The sequence below is a fragment of the Actinoplanes sp. NPDC089786 genome (genome assembly GCF_040684855.1).
In the GTDB taxonomy this organism is placed as follows: Bacteria; Actinomycetota; Actinomycetes; order Mycobacteriales; family Micromonosporaceae; genus Actinoplanes.
On record NZ_JBFBGU010000028.1, the window covers coordinates 71,895 to 89,348 of the forward strand.

Genomic DNA, 17,454 nt, shown 5'->3' on the forward strand with positions numbered 1-17,454 from the left:
ATGCCCTAGGTCTGGTTTCAAATTCGCTTCCGAGGCGATGGATGCGCGGCGAATGTGGAACTGGACCTACCTTCGGGGCTTGATGCGGTCGGCCCGGCGGCGGAAGAGCCGCTGCTCGGCGACATTCCGCGACATCGACGCGGCGCGGTCGAGCTCGGCGCGGGCCTCGTCGCCGCGACCGAGGCGATCGAGCAGCTCCGCGCGTACCCCATGTAGGTGGGGGTAACCCGGCAGCTTGTCGCCCAGCTCGTCGACGATCCTGAGGCCGCGCGACGGGTCGCCGGCGAAGCCGAGCGCGACCGCCTGGTTGAGCCGCACCACCGGGCCGGGCTGCACGTGCGCGAGCACCTCGTAGAGGGCGGAGATCCGCGGCCAGTCGGTCGCCTCGGCGTGGATCGCGCGCGCATGGCAGGCGGCGATCATGGCCTGCAGCGTGTACGGGCCACCGCCCAGCGCCTCGGCCCGGTCCAGCGCGTCGAGCCCGTGCCGGATCAGCGCCCGGTCCCAGCGGTGGCGCTCCTGCTCCAGCAGCGGCACCGGCTCACCGTCGGCGTCCTGGCGGGCGGCCAGCCGCGACGCCTGCAGCTCCATCAGGGCCAGCAGCCCATGTGTCTCGGCGTCGTCCGGCAGCAGCGACGCGAGCAGGCGGCCGAGGCGCATCGCCTCGTGGCACAGCGTCGGCCGCGCCCAGTCCTCGCCGGCCGTGGCCGCGTACCCCTCGTTGAAGATGAGGTAGACCACCTGCTGGACCTGCCGGGTCCGCGCGGCCAACTCCGCCCGGGTCGGCATCTCGAACCGCACATCCGTCAGGCTCCGCTTGGCCCGGACGATCCGCTGGGCCACCGTGGCCTCCGGAACCAGGAACGCGCGGGCGATCTCCGGGGTGCTCAGGCCGCACAGCATGCGCAGGATCAGGGCCTTCTGCGCGTCCGGGGTGAGGGCCGGGTGGGCGGCGGTGAAGATCAGCCGGAGCAGGTCGTCACCCAGGTGGTCGGCGATCGCGTCGTCCCAGTCGTCCACCGGCGGCTCGGCTTCTCGGTGGATCAAGATCAATTTCTGGGCGTACGAGTCCCGGCGGCGCAACGCGTCGATGGCCTTACGCTTGGCCACCGCCATCAGCCACGGCCCGGGCGCATCCGGCACCCCGTCCCGCGGCCACTGTTCGAGGGCGGCCACCAGCGCGTCCTGAGCCAGATCTTCGGCCAGCCCCACGTCGCGCACGAACCGAGCCAGCCCGGCGATCAACCGGGCCGACTCGATCCGCCAGATCGCTTCGACGGCCTGCACTACTGGGGGAAGTCCTCCGGACCGAAGGCCTTCAGCACGTCCACCTCGCCCTCCCAGCCCGGCCACATGTCCCGGTGCAGCTTCACGAACCGGGAGGCCCACTCGACCGCCTCGTCCCGGCTGCCGACATCGTAGATCGCGTAGCTGATCACCTCTTTAGCCTCGGCGAACGGGCCGTCGGTGACGGTCAGGTCGCCGCCCTGGAGCGCGACCTTGGCGCCCGCCGCGGACGGGGCCAGGCCGGCCGTGTCGAGCAGGGCGCCGGACGCGGTGGCCTCCTCGCCGAGCTTCATGATGGCGGCCATCAGCTCGGGCGACGGTGCGCCCTCGGGCTGGGCGGCGCGGAGCAGGGTCAGGAACCTCATCGGACTACCTCTTTCTTCCGGTTCTTGGCGAGTTGCTTCTTCCGCTCTTGGTGAGTCGCAAGGACGTGGCGGTGATCCAGACGCTGACCATGATCACCGCGGCGGTGAAGGTCAGGAGGCTCCAGGCCGCGCCACCACCCGCGATGAGCGCGACGTAGGCCAGCGCGAACAGCGTGCCGACCAGCCGGCTCCGCATCAGGAAGCAGGCAATGATCAGGCCGACGAACCCGACGCCGCCGGCCGCGAAGTGGATCAGGCCGTGGGTGCTCAGCGGCACCGTCTCCGGAGCGCCGGCGGGGAAGCCGCGGCCGGCGTCGGCCGTGAAGAACCCAGCGACGACCATGCCCAGGCCGTAGAGCGCCAGGAAGAGGCCGGCCCGGTTCTTCCACGCGTAGCCGGCCAGGACGATCAGCAGGCCCGACACGATCAGATTCGTGCTGTGGATCCAGCCCCAGTCGCCGTTGGCGAGCTGGCTCCAGGCGTGCCGCCGCGGGTCGAAGCCGTCCCGGCTCACGATCTCGATCAGCGACACGATCACATACAACGGTCCGGCGATGATCCCGGCGACCACCATGTGTCGAACTCCCTTCGTCACCAGGTAGCTCGAACGGGCCGCCGGGATTTCGACACGGGACCTCAAACTTTTTTCCGGCCTCGTACCGTCCACGCCCTCGCGGTCAGCCGGATCTCACCCTCGGGCAGCCCGCTTCGGACGCGTTCGCGCAGCTCAGTCTGCTTCTCGGGCGGCAGGGAGAGCAGGTAGCCGGGTGCCGCGCCGGCGCCGCCGAGGAACGGGCGCCAGTAGTCGTCGAAGTCGGCGAAGACGGTCGGGATCTCGATCCGCCCGGTGGTCACGTCCTCGAGTCCGGCGGCCCGCCAGGCCTCGGCCAGGGCGTCGGGGTGGCAGATCGGGAAGCGGGCGGCCTCGTCCTGGCCGGGGTCGTCGACGGCATCCCAGAAGTGGCGCATCAGCTGCATGCCCTCGGCGTAGTCCCACACGTAGGCGGCGACCACGCCGTCGGCCACGCGGGCCATCTCCCGGACACCCTGGACCGGGTCGGGCATGAAGTTCAGGGCGAGGCCGCTGATCACCACGTCGAACGTGCCGTTCCGGAAGGGCAGCGCGATGCCGTCGCTGACGACCGTCCGGCGCGGATTTCTCCGTACGAAAGCCTCGGAACGGTCCGCACCCACCACCCAGCCGTCGCTGACCGCCGCGCTCAACGCGCCCGTGCCGCAGCCGACGTCGAGCCAGCGCTCCCCGCCCAGGCCACGGACGAACTCAGCCGCCACGACCCGGCTCCACCGCCCGACGTACGCCTCGTACGCGTCCCCGCCCGCCCAGATATCAGATGCCACGGGGCCGACCCTAGGGCAGGATCCGGCCCATGCCGATCGGACAGCTGACTTCGGGCGACATCGACGAGATCGTGGCGGCGTTCACGGTGCTCGGCTGGCCCGGCAAGGACCACACGCAGTACGAGCGTTATCTGGATGAGCAGGCGGCGGGCGACCGGGTGATCCTGGTCGCGCGCACCGGCGGCGGGGAGTTCGCCGGCTACCTGACGGTCAAGTGGGAAACGGAATACGCGCCGTTCCGCTCACAGGGCATCCCCGAGATCCAGGACCTCAACGTCCTCCCGCACCTCCGCCGCCAGGGCCTCGCCACCGCCCTGATGGACCTGGCCGAGGAACACGAGGCGACGCGCAGCCCGATCGCCGGCATCGGGGTCGGCCTGTACGCCGACTACGGCCCCGCCCACCTGATGTACCTGAAGCGCGGCTACCGCCCGGACGGGCGCGGCGTCACCTACGGCGGCGCCATCTGCAGCCCCGGCGACCAGGTGCGGGTGGACGACGACCTCTGCCTGATGATGATCCGCCGGCTGCGCTGACCGTTCGTACACCTGACCTTTGTCATCGCAGCCAGCGCTATCCCTAACTCCTATCGGGTAGGTAGGCTCCAGCCATGACTGTGACCGACGACCTCCTGGCCAACGCCGAGCGCTACGCGGCCTCCTTCGACAAGGGCGACCTGCCGCTGCCGCCCGCCAAGCACGTCGCCGTGGTCGCGTGCATGGACGCGCGGCTCAACCCCTACGGCCTGCTCGGCCTGACCGAGGGCGACGCCCACGTCATCCGCAACGCCGGCGGGGTGATCACCGCCGACGAGCTGCGCAGCCTCGCGATCAGCCAGCGCCTCCTCGGCACCACCGAGATCATCCTGATCCACCACACCGGCTGCGGCATGCTGACCTTCACCGACGACGAGTTCAAGGCCGCCATCCAGGCCGACGTCGGCATCAAGCCCAGCTGGGCCGCCGAAGCCTTCGCCGACCTCGACGAAGACGTCCGCCAGTCGATCCGCCGCATCCTCGACGACCCGTTCATCCCGGTGAAAGACTCGGTGCGCGGCTTCGTCTACGAGGTCGAGACGGGCCGCCTCCGCGAGGTGGAGTAGCCGGCCCCGCCTACCGTTCGATGGCATGCGGCTTCACACGTCAACGGTCGTCGGGCAACCCGTCGACCAGGTCTGGGCCTTCCTCAGCGACCCGGTCGACAGCACGCCCCGATGGGACCGGAGCATCGCCGAGGTCATCCCCCGCACGACAGCTCCGGTGGGTGTCGGCTGGGAAGCCACCACGGTCTCGCCGTCCGGCAAGCGCCAAGACTTCCGGGTCACCGCCTACCACCCCGGGCGCTCATTGACCTTCACCCTGCTCTCCTCACCGATGTTCCGGCGCGCCGACCTGACGTTCCAGCTCACCCCGACACCATCCGGTACGCGGATCGACCACACCATCGAGCTGACGTTGCGCAATCCGTTGCTCGGACCGGTGTTGCGGCTGACCAGCGGGCGGGCGCTCGCTACGGATCTGGCGCTCCTCCGGGACGCCCTGACCGAGGCCGCTGGACGTTCGGCCTGAGCGCATCGGCCCCGGGTGTTGCCTATACGCGCTCAGAGCAAAGGGGCTTCGGTCACCTGCCGGTCGTGGTGGGTCGAGGCCGCTGAGCTGCCTGGTCGATCCTTCGGCTGCTGGTTGCGCCAGGCCGGCGGGGTGCCCGCTCACCCCCTCTGCCGCCGGTCACGCCCGGCCGCGGGTCAAGGCAGGTAGCCATGCCGGCCGCGGGGGGCCGCTCGCCCTTTCTGCGGCCACGGGCGTCGGTGGGGTTGAGGGTGACCACTTACGCAGAATTGAGGGTGGGCGGCTCTGTTCTGGCCGGTCACGGCCTTGGAGTTGCGCGCCCGGCCTCGGCGGGAGCTGCGGTCCGGGCCACCCACCCAGGTGCGACATCACGCTCTTGATCTTGGTTTGCGGCGATTGCGGTCGCGTCGAACCGGCTTTCCGGACCGCCCGCGCTTCACGGACGTCTGGGAAGCTGGCGGCATGAGCCCAGACGATGAAGTCGTCACCTTTGCGAGCGAGCTCATCGCCATCGACACCACCAACACGGCGGACGCCGGCGGGCCGGGGACCGAGCGGCCCGCCGCTGAGTACGTGGCGGGGAAGCTGGCCGAGGTGGGGTACGACGTGACATACGTCGAGTCGGGCGCCCGGGGCCGGGGGAATGTGATCGCCCGGCTGGCGGGGGCCGACCCCTCGCGTGGCGCCCTGCTTGTGCACGGGCACCTCGATGTGGTGCCGGCCGACGCGGCGGACTGGGCGGTGCACCCGTTCTCGGGGGAGGTTCGGGACGGCTACGTGTGGGGGCGCGGCGCGGTTGACATGAAGGGCGCGGTGGCCCAGACGCTGGCCGTGGCTCGGCAGTTCAAGCGGGACGGGGTGGTGCCGGCGCGGGATCTGATCTTCGCCTACGTAGCTGACGAGGAAGCCGGTGGCCTCAACGGGGCGTCGTGGCTGGTGGATCATCGGCCGGAGCTGTTCGAGGGGGCGACCGAGGCGATCAGTGAGGTCGGCGGCTTCTCGGTCACGGTCGGCGACAGCGCGCGGGCCTACCTGGTCGAGACGGCCGAGAAGGGCACCATGTGGCTGCGGCTGCACGCCCGGGGCACGGCGGGGCACGGCTCGCTGCTGCACACCGACAACGCGGTCGCCAAGCTGGCCGCGGCGGTCACCCGGCTGGATCAGCACCGGTTTCCGCTGGTGCTGACCGGGCCGGTCCGCGACCTGCTCACGGGGCTGTCGGAGATGACCGGGATCCCGTTCGACCCGGATGATCCGGAGCCGTTCGTGGCGCGGCTCGGTCACCTGGCCCGGATGGTGGGGGCGACGCTGCGGGACACCGCCACGGTCACGATGCTGGAGGCGGGATACAAGACCAACGTGGTGCCGTCGGTCGCGCACGCCACGGTGGACGCCCGGATGCTCCCGGGGCGGGACGAGGCCTTCAAGGAGGAGCTGGTCAAGGTGCTCGGGCCGGACGTCGAGCCGGAGTGGGACACGATGCCGGCGGTGGAGACGACGTTCGACGGGCGGCTGGTCGACGCGATGGCGGCGGCGATCGGAGCGGAGGACCCGGGCGCGCGGCTGCTGCCGTACATGCTGTCGGCCGGCACCGACGCGAAGTCGTTCCGGCGGCTGGGGATCCGGCACTTCGGGTTCGCGCCGTTACGGCTGCCGCCGGACCTGGACTTCGCGTCGCTGTTCCACGGGGTGGACGAGCGGGTGCCGGTGGACGGGCTGACCTTCGGCACCCGGGTGCTCGCCCGGTTACTGACGCAGGCCTAGCTCGGTCAGCGCCCGCACGAGCCGCTCGACGTCCTCGGTGGTCGAGCCGAGGCCGAAGCTGGCCCGTAGCAGTCCGCCGTTCTCGCAGGTCTGGGAGGTCGCGCCGGTCAGGCGCCGCACCAGCGGGTGGGCGCAGAACTGGCCCGCGCGCACCCCGATGCCGTAGTCGTCGGCCAGCTTCGCGGCGACCCCGGCCGGGTCGGGAACCACGAACGACGCGATGCCCACCCGCGGCGCCGCCCCGCCGAACAGGGTCACGCCGCCGAGGCCGTCGATGAGGCTCTGCTCGTGCTCCAGCAGGGCGGCCCGATCGGCGCGCAGCAGGGCCGCGCAGACGGCGCCGAGCGAAACCGCGCCCAGCAGGTTCGGGGTGCCGCCCTCGTGCCGGGCCGGGCCGGTGGTCCAGGTGACGTCGGCCGGGTCGTCGCCGACCGCCGCGCTCGCCCCGCCGCCACGCAGGTAAGGCTCGGCAGCGTCCAGCCAGTCGCCGCGCCCGGCCAGCACACCGGCCCCGAACGGGGCGTACAGCTTGTGACCGGACAGCGCGAGATAGTCGGCGCCGAGATCATCGAGATCGACGGGTACGTGCGGAGCGAGCTGCGCGGCGTCGACCACGACCCGGGCGCCGTGCCGGTGGGCGACGTCGGCGAGCCGGCGCACCGGCCAGATCTCCCCGGTCACGTTGCCTGCCCCGGTGATCGCGACCAGCACGTTCTTGCCCAGATTTTCCAGGGTGGCGTCGAGCGCGGCGACGGCGGCGTCCGGCGAGGACGGCGACGGGATGCGGACGGCCGCGGGCCAGGGCAGCAGGTTGGCGTGGTGCTCGCCGTCGAAGACGACCGTCGTGGTGCCGGCGGGCAGGGCCCGGGCCAGCAGGTTCAGCGCGTCGGTGGTGTTGCGGGTGAAGATCACGTGGTCGCCGGGGCGGGCGCCGACGAACTCGGCCACCGTGTCGCGGGCCCGCTCGTACTCCAGGGTCGAGGTCTGTGACCGGAGCCCGGTGCCCCGGTGCACGCTGCCGTAGAACGGGAGGAGGGCGTTCACCGCGTCGGCCGCGGCGCGGACACAGGGCGCTGAGGCGGCGTAGTCGAGGTGGGTGAAGTCGGGGGTGAGCCCGACGACGTCGAGTTCGGTGGACAGGAGGGTGGCGGACATGGATGCACCTCCGGGAGGGTCCGCGCTTGCCCACGCCGGTTGACGCGAGCCTGGTCTTCACCCGGGGCACCCCATCGCGAACGCAAGGGTTGCCGGCCAGCGAGCCGGGGCTTTCCGCTGGCACTCATGACCTGTCGCCGAGATTAGCAGAGCCGTCAGCTCGCGACGACGACCTCGGTGCCCATCCGGCGAATGGCCTCGACGCCGGCCTCGTCGGCGCTGGAGTCGGTGACCAGGGTGGCCACGTCGGTGACGGCGCAGATGCCGGCCAGGCAGATGCGGCCGATCTTGGAGCCGTCGGCGACCACGATGACCTTGTCGGCGCGGCGGATCATGGTGGCGTTGGTGTTCGCCTCGATCTCGTCGTGGGTGGTCAGGCCGCCGCGGGCGCTGATGCCGTCGACGCCGACCACGGCGACCGCCATGTTCAGGCCCTGGAGCGCCTGGTCGGCGATCGGGCCGACCAGCTCGTAGCTCTGGGTGCGGGACACGCCGCCGGTCATGATCAGTTTGAGCCGGGGGCGCAGCGCCAGCTCGGCCGCGATGTTCAGGGCGTTGGTCACCACGGTCAGGTCGACCCGCTCGGCGAGCAGGCGGGCCAGCAGGTGGGTGGTGGTGCCGCCGGTCAGGCCCAGGGTGAGCGGGCCCTTCGGCAGGATGCGCGCGACGGTCCGGGCGACCAGCGCCTTCTCCTCGCGGTGCTGGCCGACCCGGTAGCGCACCGGCAGCTCGTAGGCCACATCGACGGCGACCGCGCCGCCGTGCGTACGCGACAGCAGCCGTTGATCCTCCAGAACCTGGAGGTCGCGCCGGATCGTTGCGGGTGAGACCTTGAACTCGCCGGCCAGGTGACCGGCGTCGACCGAGCCGTGGCTGGCGACGCGTTCCAGGATCGCGGACACCCGATCGGCGCGGCGCAGGGTGCTCGGCGGCATGTGCAACTCCCAGGGTTGATCAAACGCGCAGTCAGGCTAGTTCGTTTTCAAGCGATAAACCAGATCTGCTTGCGCGTTCGCAACCTTCGTCACGAGAATCCGCCCATGACTGTGATCACTTTCCTCGGCGCGGGCAGCGTGGTGTTCACCCGTGAACTGCTCGCCGACATCCTTTCCTTCGCCGAATTACGCGAGGTCACGCTCTCGCTGCACGACATCGACCCGGAGCGCCTGGAGACGGCGGAGGCGATCGCCCGGCGTACCGCGGAGCAGCTGGGCGCCAAGCCGGTGATCACCGCCAGCCTGGACCGGCGGGCCTCGCTGGACGGCGCCGACTTCGTGATCAACGCGATCCAGGTCGGCATGCACGCGGCGACCGTGAAGGACTTCGAGATCCCGGCGAAGTACGGCCTGCGCCAGACCATCGCCGACACGCTCGGCGTCGGCGGCATCTTCCGGGCCCTGCGCACGTTCCCGGTGCTCGACGGGATCGCCCGCGACATGCTGGAGATCTGCCCGGACGCGTGGCTGCTGAACTACACCAATCCGATGGCCATGAACATCGATTACCTGGCCGCGGCGCAGCCCCGCCTGAAGGCCGTCGGCCTCTGCCACTCGGTCTTCTGGACCGTGCACGACCTGGGCAACCTGCTCGGCGTCCCGCACCAGGAGATCGACTACACCGGCGCCGGCGTGAACCACCAGGCGTGGCTGCTGCGGTTCGAGCACAACGGCGAGTCGCTCTACCCGCGCCTGGACGAGCTGCTCGAGCGGGAGCCCGAGCTGCGACGACGGGTCCGGATGGACATGTACCGGCGGCTGGGCTACTTCCCCACCGAGACCAGCGAGCACTCGTCCGAGTACCTGCCCTGGTACCTGCACCTCGACGACGAGATCGAGCGGCTGCGCATCCCGGTCGGCGACTACCTGCGGATCAGCGCCGGCAACGTGGAGGAGTACCACGCCACGCGCGCGTCGTTGCGGGCCGGCGAGCCGCTGGACGTCAGCCGGGACGCCACCGAGTACGCCCCGCAGGTCATCCACAGCATGGTCACCGGGCAGCTCCGCCGCATCCACGGCAACGTGGCCAACCACGACCTGATCAGCAACCTGCCGAGCGGCTACGCGGTCGAGGTGCCGTGCGTGGTCGACCATCTCGGCGTACGCCCGGAGCGGGTCGGCGCCCTGCCGCCGCAGTGCGCCGCGCTGAACCGCAGCTTCGTCTCGGTCGGCCAGCTGACCGTGGCCGCGGCGATCGAGAACGACCCGCGCAAGATCCGCCAGGCGGCCATGGTCGACCCGAACACCGCGGCCACGCTCAGCGTCGACGCGATCTGGGACTTGTGCAACGAGTTGGTGGCGGCGCATCGTGAACTTCTGCCGACTGCGCTGCGGGTCACGGTGTAACGCTCAATACAGGATGTTCGTTTGTCGCCGGGATCTTGTTAAGCGATCACAAACGAGCATAATCCTCGAACATGACTCACACGTCCTCGGAGATTGCCAGCCAGCCCGACGTCTGGGAACAGGCACTCGGGCTGGCCGGGGAGGCCACCGCGGCACTGGCCGCGCCCGGTGAACGCATGCTGATCATGGGGTGCGGCACCTCCTGGTTCGTCGCGCAGAGCATGGCCGAGCTGCGCGAGAATGCCGGGCTCGGCGAGACCGACGCGATCTGCGCGTCCGAGTACGTCCCGCGCCGCCGCTACGACCGCATCGTCGCCGTCACCCGGTCCGGCACCTCCACCGAGGTGCTGGAGGCGCTCCGCCAGGCCCCGGCGGACGCGCACAAGGTCGTCATCACCGCGGTTCCCGGGATGCCGGTCGACGGGCTCACCGACACCCGGCTGCTGCTCGACTTCGCCGACGAGCGGAGCGTCGTGCAGACCCGCTTCCCGACCACCGTGCTGGCGCTCGCCCGGGCCGCGTTCGGCGAGGACCTCGCCGGGCTGGCCGCGGACGGGCGCAAGGCGCTCACCGCCGACCTGCCGGCCGACCCGCAGAACATCGAGCACCTGGTCTTCCTGGGCACCGGCTGGACCGTCGGGCTGGCCCACGAGGCCGCCCTCAAGGTTCGCGAGGCCGCCCAGGCGTACTCCGAGTCCTACCCGGCCGGCGACTTCCGGCACGGACCGGTGGCGGTGGCCGGGCGTAACAGCATCGTCTGGTCGTTCGGCGACGTGCCGGCCGGCCTCGACGACGTGGCCCGGGGCGCGGGCGCCACCGCGTACCGCGATCGCCTCGACCCGCTCGCCCAGCTCGTCCTCGCCCAGCGCTTCGCGCTGGCCCTCGCCGCACACCGCGGCCTCGATCCCGACCGCCCCCGATTGCTCACCCGGTCGGTCGTCCTGACGGACGCAGTGGCCTGACGAAATTGAGGTAATTGCCGATGACGACACCCCTCCGCCGCGGCCGCCTGCTCCTGGGCGGGCTCAGCGCGACACTTCTTCTCCTGTCCGCCTGCATGGGCGGATCGACCGACGATGGCAAGGACGCCGCCGCGGGGTACGACCCCAACGCTAAAGTCGAGATCACCTGGTGGACGGGACAGACCACCGAGGCGCAGAAGGTGGCGGAGGGACTGGCCGCCGAATACACCAAGGCGCACCCGAACGTGACCATCAAGGCCGCGCCGGGCGCACCCACCACCGACGACCTGCTGACCAAGCTGTCGGCCGGCTTCACCGGGGGCAGCTACCCCGACATCTCGTACGCCTTCGGCAGCTGGGCCGGTGACCTGGGCGCGAGCGGGAAGACGCAGGACCTGACGTCGTTCGTCAACGAGCCGTCGTTCGGCTGGAACGAGTTCTCCCCGGCGGCCCGCGAGGTGGCCACGGCCAAGGGCAAGGTGATCGGCGTGCCGGCGCTGGTGGACAACCTGGCCGTGATCTACAACAAGAAGCTGTTCGACCAGGCCGGCCTGGCGTACCCCAAGGACGACTGGTCCTGGGAGGACTTCCGCACCACCGCGAAGAAGCTGACCATCCCGGCGAAGAACCAGTACGGCACCGCGTACTCGGTCTCCGGCAGCGAGGACACCACCTGGCACCTGTGGCCGCTGCTGTGGCAGAACGGCGGCGAGATCCTGGACGGCACCAAGCCGGCCTTCAACTCCGACGCCGGCGTGAAGTCGCTCGAGACGCTGCGGCAGATCGCCGTCGACGACAAGTCGATGTACCTGGACCAGACCGACGAGAAGTACGGCCCGCTGTTCAACAGCGGCCGGGTCGGCATGATGATCTCGGGCCCGTGGTCGCTGCTCGACCTGAAGACGGCCAAGCTCGACTACGACGTGGCCCTGCTGCCCGGCACCAACGGCGACCACACCACCGTCTCCGGCCCCGACCTGTGGGTGCTCTTCGACCACCAGGACGCCAACCGGGCCGGCGCGACCCGCGACTTCGCCAAATGGCTGACCAGCGCGGAAACCGACGCCAAGTGGAACCTGGCCGTGGGTAACCTGCCGTTGCGGGACACCGAGAAGACCTCCGAGGCGTTCAAGAAGTACACCGCGGAGTACAAGGGCGGCCAGAAGTTCTTCGACAACCTGCAGAACGCCAAGAAGGCACGTCCGACCGTCGCGGGCTACGAGGTGTTGTCCCGCAACGTCGGCGACGCGATCGCCCAGGTGCTGCAGGGCAAGGCGCAGCCCAAGGAGGCCCTGGACGCGGCGGCGAAGAAGTCCGCCGACGCCGTGGAGGAGTGAGATGGCGCTGACCTTCGCCGCAACGCCGCGGTCCGCGGCACCGGCCGGTCACCGGCGGCGCGACCCGCGCCGCCGGGCGCTGTCCCGCCACCTGACCGGCTGGGCGTTCGCCGGGCCGGCCACCTTGATCGTGGTCGGGCTGTCGCTGTTCCCCGCGGTCTGGGCGTTCTTCATCTCCCGGGCCAAGTGGAACGGCATCGCGCCGGCCACGATGGTCGGATGGCAGAACTACGAGCGGCTGGCCCAGGATCCCGACATGGCCGCGGCGGCCCAGCACACGCTGCTGCTGACCGCGCTGTTCGTACCCGCCTCGATCGTCGTCGGCATGCTGGTGGCGGTCGCGCTGAACCAGAAGATCCGGCTGATCGGCTTCTACCGCACCTGCATCTTCGTGCCGTACGTCGCGTCCGCGGCGGCCACCGGCATCCTGGCCGGCTTCGTCTTCAACCCGCAGTTCGGCGCGGCCAACGAGATCCTCCGGCGCGTCGGCATCCCCGCCCAGCAGTTCCTGGAGAGCCCCAACCAGGCGATGTACATCATCTGCGTCATCGCGCTGTGGGGCGAGATCGGCTTCACCGCGGTCATCTACCTGGCCGCCCTGCAGGACATCCCGAAGGAGCTGGTCGAGGCGGCGCGCACCGACGGCGCCTCCCCGTGGCGGATCTTCTGGCACGTCACCCTGCCCGAACTCCGGCCGGTCACGGTCTTCACCGCGATCTGGCAGACGATCACCGCGCTGCAACTGTTCGACCTGATCTACACGACCACCCGCGGCGGCCCGCTGAACAGCACCCAGACCGTCGTCTACTACATCTACGAGCTGGCGTTCCAGACCCAGAGGCTGGGGTACGGAGCGGCCGCCGCGTACCTGCTCTTCGCGGTCACGCTGCTGCTGTCCCTGCTGGTCATCTGGTACGGGCGCCGCCGCGGCACGGAGGCGTTCTGATGCGACGAAGGCTTCCCTTCAGCCCCTGGCACCTGCTGCTGATGCCGATGGCGCTGATCTTCGTGCTGCCGCTCATCCAGATGGTGCTGACGTCCTTCATGTCCACCGCCGAGATCAACCAGTTCCCGCCCAAGCTGCTACCCACCACCGGCCTGCACCTGGAGGGCTACAAAGGACTGCTGACCGAGACGCCGGTGGTGCGCTGGCTGGCCAACACGGTCCTGGTGTCGGCCATCGCGGTGGCCTCCCACCTGGTCCTGTGCTCGCTGGCCGGCTACGGCTTCGCGAGGCTCAAGTTCGCCGGCCGCGGCCTGGCCTTCGTGCTGATCCTGGCCACGGTCATGATCCCGATCCAGCTGCTGATGATCCCGACCTACCTGATGTTCGCCCGGGCCGGCATCGTCGACACCCTGGCCGCGGCGTTCGTGCCCTGGCTGGCCTCGGCGTTCGGCATCTTCCTGATGAGACAGTTCTTCCTGGGGCTGCCGGTCGAACTCGAGGAGGCGGCCCGGCTGGACGGGGCGTCGACGCTGCGCACGTTCATCAGCGTGGTGCTGCCGCTGGCCCGCCCGGCGATGGCCACGCTGGCCGTCTTCACGTTGCTGTCCAGCTGGAACGACCTGCTGTGGCCGCTGGTGGCGATCAGCGACGACGCCAAGTTCACCATGCAGGTGGGGCTGGCCAGCTTCCAGGGCACCCGACGCACCGAGTGGGCGGAGCTGATGGCCGGCAACGTGATCGCGACGATGCCGTTGATCATCGCGTTCCTGATCGCCCAGAAGAAGTTCATCGCCACCATGACCTTCACCGGATTGAAAGGCTGAACCTCAGGATCAAGAGCCTGTCGTAGGTGGGTGGTGGGTGCTGATCGCTGCTCCCGCCGAGGGCCCGTCCGGGCGGCCGCACGCTTCGCTTCCGCGGCCGCCCTCCCGGCGACGTGCGTGAGGGGTCACCCTTCGTCGCTGCGCGACAAACCCCCGACGCCGGCGCGGGCTTTGGGTCGGGTCTTTTCAGAGTGGGTTCAACCCTGCCAGGCTTCACAGCGCCCATGAGTCTGAATGGATAAGAGGTCGGGTGCCCTTCCACCTTCGAGCGGGTGGGCCATGCCCCAAAAGGACAAGAACCAGGTGCTCGCTACCAGCTGGTCACAGCCCACCCTGCGTGCGTCAGACGGCTTTCACCGCGCCTGCCGTCACGGTCCAGTTCTCGCCGATCGCACTCGAGCAGACCGGGGAGGCGAGTAACAGCACCGCAGGGGCGACCTCCTCCGGCTCGGCCAGCCTGCCTGTCAGCATGCCGCCCTGGGACGGCAGTACTTCGAGCAGGGCGCTGTGCTCCATGCCCAAATGTTTCGCAAGGTTGGCGACGTAGCCATCCGGACCCTCCTGGCTGTAACCGCGTACCCCGGAGGGGGTGACGGTATTGACCCGGACGCCCTGAGGTGCCAACTTCTCCGCCAGTCCCCGCGACAACGAATTGAGGGCCGCCTTCGCGGCGGCGTACGGCATAGGAGCCGCGCCGGGCCGCAACGCAGCGTCCGAGCTGATGTTGACGATGGCCCCGCGTGCCTGCGTCAGTGCCGGCAACGCGGCGCGGATCGTACGCACGGCCGCGGACAGGTTCAGCGCGAACAGGTCCGCCCAGACTTCGTCGTCTCCGTCGAGGGGGTCGTCGAAGGCGGCGGCCGGCGGGTTGCCGCCGCCGACATTGTTGACGAGGACGTCGAGGTGGGGGCCGGCCGCGCGAACCATCTGCCGTGGCCCGTCCGGGTCGGAAAGGTCAGCGGCGATGAAGGTGGCCTCGGTGGCGTCGAGCTCGGGGGTGCTGTGCCGGGCGACGGCGACTACCGTGGCGCCCTCGGCGAGGAAGGCCTTGACGATGCCGAGGCCCAGGCCCTTGCTGGCGCCGGTGACGAGGACACGTTTGCCCTTCAGCTCCAGATTCATGATTGGTAACTCCCATCGAGCGAAGGTGACGCCTTATCCTTGCGTCGCATCAGCTGGCATCCAATGCCGGCAGAGCAGCCAACCAATGCCGCGCGGTTATCAATCGCAGGTAGAGTCGCCGCCGTGGAGACGCGTGAACTGCGGTACTTCGTCGCCGTCGCCGAGGAGTCGAACTACGGGCGGGCAGCCAAGCGGCTTGGCATCGCGCAACCGGCACTGACCCGGACCGTGCAGAAGATCGAGCGTCACCTCGGCACAAAGCTGTTCGAGCGCACCGGCCGTACGGTCGCCCTCACCCGAGCCGGCTCGGTGCTGTTGCATGAGGGCCGCAACGCCTTGGACGCGGTGGAAGCAGCCGCCCGCCGCACCCGCCGGGCTGGAGAACGGACCGGCCTGATGCTGGTCACCCGGGCCGGGGTCGCCGTCGACTTGCTGGCGCAGCTGCTCGACGCGTACGCCGCCGAGCCGGACGCGGTCACCGTCGAGGTGGCCCTGGTCCAGCCCGGGGGCGCCGAGCCGGAGCAGATGCTGCGCGACGGACGTGCCGACGTCGCTGTCCTGCAGGAGCGGTGTTACTCCGCAACCGGCCTCGAACACGAGGTGATCGCCGTCGAGGGTCAGATGGCGGTCCTGCCTGTCGGTCATCCGTTGGCTGCCCGGGCCACGCTGACCTCGGACGAGCTTCCCGGGTTGCCGCGACCCCGCTGGCCGCTCGCCGACGGCACCTATCCGGACGGCCCTGGGCCGGCCATCCGCGACGCGACGGAGCTGTTCCAACTGATCGCACTCGGCCGCGCCTGCGCCGTCCTGCCCGAGTCGGCCCGCCCGTCCCTGACCAGCGGCGTCGTCTCGGTCCCGGTGACCGATGCCCCGCCGATCACGACGCACCTCGTCTGGCCGTCTCGGAGCCGGTCGCGGGAGGTCGCCGCGCTCGTCAGACTGGCCACCTGGTAGACCCAGCGGTACTGAGCCGGGGCGGGCCAACGGGATTCGCCGTCACCGTCGCTCAGATCGGCGACCGCGGCGAAGTACGGCCGATCACCATCTGAACCCGCTCGGGCGCTCACGCACCCGCCACAGCTGGCATCGGCGCCAAGCGGGTGCGGGGCTCCTCGGCGCTGAGGCCAGGTCCCTCGCACACGGCGCGATCCGCCGCGATCGGCTCTGATCCCGGGCTGACCGGGCAGATCCCGCTTCCCTTCGAGGCCCGCCCATCCGTCGGATCCGTCTCCTGCGGCCGTAACCCGTAGCCTCGAAATCGGCCGAATCGTGGCGATTGCCGCTGGCAGAACGCTATTTCGCTGATTCGCGAACGGCGGTCGCGCCTTCCAGAAGGAGGCACTGAAATGGGTGAGTCCCCACGTGTTCCGCAAGACCGTCGCTACCGTCCTGAGCGGACAAGGCCTGGTCACCGAAGCCGCCGCCCAGCTCGGGCACGCCGACGAGAGCACGACCAGGAAGTTCTACGTCCAGATGCCTTCGACCGCCCCCGACGTCAGCCACGCTCTGGAGATCCTGATCCGCGCAGACGAGCTCAGCATCGAGCCGGCGGCCGAGCCTTCGTCAGCACCTTGGACTACACAGAGTGACGGCCGGTGTGCCGGGCGGTAACAGATCTGCCGATGAGAGGGTGTCCGGTGGCATGCTGCCCGATGGCGGATACTGTCAACCCCGCTGATTCCGAGGGATGCAGAGCTGTTCCAGAGCCCGCCGAACCTGTTCGCTGTCTCGAAACAAAACAGTCTTCATCCCGATCCGCTCGGCTGGCGCGAGCGCCCATTCTTTGTCATCCACGAATAAGATCTTCTGAGGCTCGACCCCGATTCTTTTCAGTAGGATCTCGTAAATCCGGGGGTGTGGTTTACGAACGCCTACCTCATGGGAGAACACGCCGCCCTTGAATAGTCGTAGGAAGTGATACCGACGCTCGATGGCCTCAACGCGTTCTGCCACGTTGTCAGACAGGTAGTACAGGTCGTAGTCCTGCGAAAGATCTTGGATGAGGTTCCGGGTCCCCTCGTTCAGGCGGTAGCCGTCTATCCACCGCGCCGCGAGCTCGGGCCCTGATGCTGATAGCCCCAGCGCCCGCCGGAAGGCAGCCCAGAATTCGTCTTGGCTCATCCGGCCTTCCCGGTATCTGCTTCCGAGACTCCCGTTAAGAAGCTCGTCGGCGCGTGCCGTATCGACACCGGATGTTCGGTTCAGGTGCTCGATAAATTCCCTGGTGCCATCGCTGAACAGCACACCACCGAGATCAAACGCCAGCACGTTAATCACAGGCATATCCTAGAACCGCGTGGGCCAAGCGAAGTCCGTGCACTGATCTGCCGTTGCGACACGAGGTCGCACTTTGCGAGTGGACTCGCAGTTAGGAGGGTCGACATGGTGTCGGCTGTGTAGTTCCGGGCGCGTGCTCGATGCCT

The 17,454-nt window shown here is 69.6% G+C and carries 19 protein-coding genes and 1 riboswitch; of the genes, 11 read left to right on the top strand and 8 right to left on the bottom strand.

Translation table 11 applies throughout. The features are described from left to right. Nucleotides 1–66 precede the first annotated feature (66 nt). The 4 genes from AB0O15_RS42205 to AB0O15_RS42220 all read right to left on the bottom strand — a co-directional run bounded on the left by AB0O15_RS42205 (nt 67) and on the right by AB0O15_RS42220 (nt 3,011). The gene (locus tag AB0O15_RS42205; RefSeq protein ID WP_364331776.1) at nt 67–1,287 is read right to left on the bottom strand and encodes an RNA polymerase sigma factor; all 1,221 of its coding nucleotides are present in this window, start codon (nt 1,285–1,287) and stop codon (nt 67–69) included. Beyond that, nucleotides 1,287–1,652 carry a YciI family protein gene (locus AB0O15_RS42210; protein ID WP_364331778.1) on the bottom strand — a complete coding sequence of 122 codons (366 nt, stop codon included), beginning with the start codon at nt 1,650–1,652 and terminating at the stop codon, nt 1,287–1,289. The genes AB0O15_RS42205 and AB0O15_RS42210 overlap by 1 nt, the downstream gene beginning before the upstream one ends. Nucleotides 1,653–1,656: 4 nt before the next feature. Continuing rightward, the gene (locus tag AB0O15_RS42215; protein WP_364331781.1) at nt 1,657–2,226 is read right to left on the bottom strand and encodes a DUF998 domain-containing protein; all 570 of its coding nucleotides are present in this window, start codon (nt 2,224–2,226) and stop codon (nt 1,657–1,659) included. Nucleotides 2,227–2,288: 62 nt separating this feature from the next. Further along, a complete protein-coding gene (locus AB0O15_RS42220; RefSeq protein ID WP_364331784.1) occupies nt 2,289–3,011 on the bottom strand; it encodes a class I SAM-dependent methyltransferase in 723 nt (240 codons plus the stop codon). Between the two features lie 29 nt (nt 3,012–3,040). Between AB0O15_RS42220 and AB0O15_RS42225 the strand changes: the two genes are divergently transcribed. From AB0O15_RS42225 to AB0O15_RS42240, 4 genes are all read left to right on the top strand, one after another. Next, entirely contained in the window at nt 3,041–3,547 is a 507-nt protein-coding gene (locus tag AB0O15_RS42225; RefSeq protein ID WP_364331787.1) for a GNAT family N-acetyltransferase, read from the top strand. Nucleotides 3,548–3,621: 74 nt separating this feature from the next. Next, nucleotides 3,622–4,113 (top strand): carbonic anhydrase, encoded by a 492-nt coding sequence (locus AB0O15_RS42230; RefSeq protein WP_364331789.1) that lies wholly within the window; start codon nt 3,622–3,624, stop codon nt 4,111–4,113. 25 nt (nt 4,114–4,138) lie between these two features. Then, on the top strand, nt 4,139–4,579 hold the full coding sequence (locus AB0O15_RS42235; RefSeq protein ID WP_364331792.1) for an SRPBCC family protein: 441 nt from the start codon (nt 4,139–4,141) through the stop codon (nt 4,577–4,579). A gap of 462 nt (nt 4,580–5,041) precedes the next feature. Further along, a complete protein-coding gene (locus tag AB0O15_RS42240; protein ID WP_364331794.1) occupies nt 5,042–6,343 on the top strand; it encodes a M20/M25/M40 family metallo-hydrolase in 1,302 nt (433 codons plus the stop codon). Here AB0O15_RS42240 and AB0O15_RS42245 read toward each other — a convergent pair. Together AB0O15_RS42245 and AB0O15_RS42250 are read right to left on the bottom strand one after the other, a co-directional pair. Beyond that, nucleotides 6,326–7,498, bottom strand: coding sequence for an aminotransferase class V-fold PLP-dependent enzyme (locus tag AB0O15_RS42245; protein WP_364331796.1), 1,173 nt, complete (start codon nt 7,496–7,498; stop codon nt 6,326–6,328). The two genes, AB0O15_RS42240 and AB0O15_RS42245, sit on opposite strands and share 18 nt — an antisense overlap. A gap of 17 nt (nt 7,499–7,515) precedes the next feature. Beyond that, nucleotides 7,516–7,630, bottom strand: a riboswitch (SAM riboswitch). A 23-nt stretch (nt 7,631–7,653) separates the two neighbouring features. Then, entirely contained in the window at nt 7,654–8,433 is a 780-nt protein-coding gene (locus AB0O15_RS42250; protein ID WP_364331799.1) for a DeoR/GlpR family DNA-binding transcription regulator, read from the bottom strand. Nucleotides 8,434–8,538: 105 nt separating this feature from the next. Here AB0O15_RS42250 and AB0O15_RS42255 point away from each other — a divergent pair, with 105 nt between their 5' ends. From AB0O15_RS42255 to AB0O15_RS42275, 5 genes are all read left to right on the top strand, one after another. Then, on the top strand, nt 8,539–9,840 hold the full coding sequence (locus tag AB0O15_RS42255) for an alpha-glucosidase/alpha-galactosidase (RefSeq protein ID WP_364331802.1): 1,302 nt from the start codon (nt 8,539–8,541) through the stop codon (nt 9,838–9,840). 71 nt (nt 9,841–9,911) lie between these two features. Further along, the gene (locus AB0O15_RS42260; RefSeq protein ID WP_364331805.1) at nt 9,912–10,802 is read left to right on the top strand and encodes a sugar isomerase; all 891 of its coding nucleotides are present in this window, start codon (nt 9,912–9,914) and stop codon (nt 10,800–10,802) included. 20 nt (nt 10,803–10,822) lie between these two features. Next, on the top strand, nt 10,823–12,139 hold the full coding sequence (locus AB0O15_RS42265; RefSeq protein WP_364331807.1) for an ABC transporter substrate-binding protein: 1,317 nt from the start codon (nt 10,823–10,825) through the stop codon (nt 12,137–12,139). A gap of 1 nt (nt 12,140) precedes the next feature. Continuing rightward, on the top strand, nt 12,141–13,085 hold the full coding sequence (locus AB0O15_RS42270; protein ID WP_364331810.1) for a sugar ABC transporter permease: 945 nt from the start codon (nt 12,141–12,143) through the stop codon (nt 13,083–13,085). Beyond that, nucleotides 13,085–13,909: a carbohydrate ABC transporter permease gene (locus AB0O15_RS42275; RefSeq protein ID WP_364331813.1), complete on the top strand. Its 825-nt coding sequence runs from the start codon at nt 13,085–13,087 to the stop codon at nt 13,907–13,909. The genes AB0O15_RS42270 and AB0O15_RS42275 overlap by 1 nt, the downstream gene beginning before the upstream one ends. A gap of 342 nt (nt 13,910–14,251) precedes the next feature. Here AB0O15_RS42275 and AB0O15_RS42280 read toward each other — a convergent pair whose 3' ends face one another. Beyond that, nucleotides 14,252–15,031, bottom strand: a complete 780-nt coding sequence (locus AB0O15_RS42280) for an SDR family NAD(P)-dependent oxidoreductase (RefSeq protein WP_285690537.1) — start codon at nt 15,029–15,031, stop codon at nt 14,252–14,254. 123 nt (nt 15,032–15,154) lie between these two features. Here AB0O15_RS42280 and AB0O15_RS42285 point away from each other — a divergent pair, with 123 nt between their 5' ends. After that, entirely contained in the window at nt 15,155–15,985 is an 831-nt protein-coding gene (locus AB0O15_RS42285; protein WP_364331816.1) for a LysR family transcriptional regulator, read from the top strand. A 396-nt stretch (nt 15,986–16,381) separates the two neighbouring features. Beyond that, entirely contained in the window at nt 16,382–16,642 is a 261-nt protein-coding gene (locus AB0O15_RS42290) for a hypothetical protein (RefSeq protein WP_364331819.1), read from the top strand. Nucleotides 16,643–16,696: 54 nt separating this feature from the next. On the opposite strand, the gene AB0O15_RS42295 is transcribed toward AB0O15_RS42290, so the two are convergent. Beyond that, a complete protein-coding gene (locus AB0O15_RS42295) occupies nt 16,697–17,308 on the bottom strand; it encodes an HAD family phosphatase (protein ID WP_364331822.1) in 612 nt (203 codons plus the stop codon). Nucleotides 17,309–17,454: the final 146 nt, after the last annotated feature.

Excerpts from the sequence above, each read along its gene's own strand:
- AB0O15_RS42210 (WP_364331778.1), bottom strand. The coding sequence starts at position 1,652 with ATGAGGTTCCTGACCCTGCTCCGCGCCGCCCAGCCCGAGGGCGCACCG.
- AB0O15_RS42275 (WP_364331813.1), top strand. The coding sequence starts at position 13,085 with ATGCGACGAAGGCTTCCCTTCAGCCCCTGGCACCTGCTGCTGATGCCG.
- AB0O15_RS42225 (WP_364331787.1), top strand. The coding sequence starts at position 3,041 with ATGCCGATCGGACAGCTGACTTCGGGCGACATCGACGAGATCGTGGCG.
- AB0O15_RS42260 (WP_364331805.1), top strand. The coding sequence starts at position 9,912 with ATGACTCACACGTCCTCGGAGATTGCCAGCCAGCCCGACGTCTGGGAA.
- AB0O15_RS42235 (WP_364331792.1), top strand. The coding sequence starts at position 4,139 with ATGCGGCTTCACACGTCAACGGTCGTCGGGCAACCCGTCGACCAGGTC.
- AB0O15_RS42230 (WP_364331789.1), top strand. The coding sequence starts at position 3,622 with ATGACTGTGACCGACGACCTCCTGGCCAACGCCGAGCGCTACGCGGCC.
- AB0O15_RS42270 (WP_364331810.1), top strand. The coding sequence starts at position 12,141 with ATGGCGCTGACCTTCGCCGCAACGCCGCGGTCCGCGGCACCGGCCGGT.
- AB0O15_RS42245 (WP_364331796.1), bottom strand. The coding sequence starts at position 7,498 with ATGTCCGCCACCCTCCTGTCCACCGAACTCGACGTCGTCGGGCTCACC.
- AB0O15_RS42255 (WP_364331802.1), top strand. The coding sequence starts at position 8,539 with ATGACTGTGATCACTTTCCTCGGCGCGGGCAGCGTGGTGTTCACCCGT.
- AB0O15_RS42280 (WP_285690537.1), bottom strand. The coding sequence starts at position 15,031 with ATGAATCTGGAGCTGAAGGGCAAACGTGTCCTCGTCACCGGCGCCAGC.
- AB0O15_RS42265 (WP_364331807.1), top strand. The coding sequence starts at position 10,823 with ATGACGACACCCCTCCGCCGCGGCCGCCTGCTCCTGGGCGGGCTCAGC.
- AB0O15_RS42240 (WP_364331794.1), top strand. The coding sequence starts at position 5,042 with ATGAGCCCAGACGATGAAGTCGTCACCTTTGCGAGCGAGCTCATCGCC.
- AB0O15_RS42215 (WP_364331781.1), bottom strand. The coding sequence starts at position 2,226 with ATGGTGGTCGCCGGGATCATCGCCGGACCGTTGTATGTGATCGTGTCG.
- AB0O15_RS42250 (WP_364331799.1), bottom strand. The coding sequence starts at position 8,433 with ATGCCGCCGAGCACCCTGCGCCGCGCCGATCGGGTGTCCGCGATCCTG.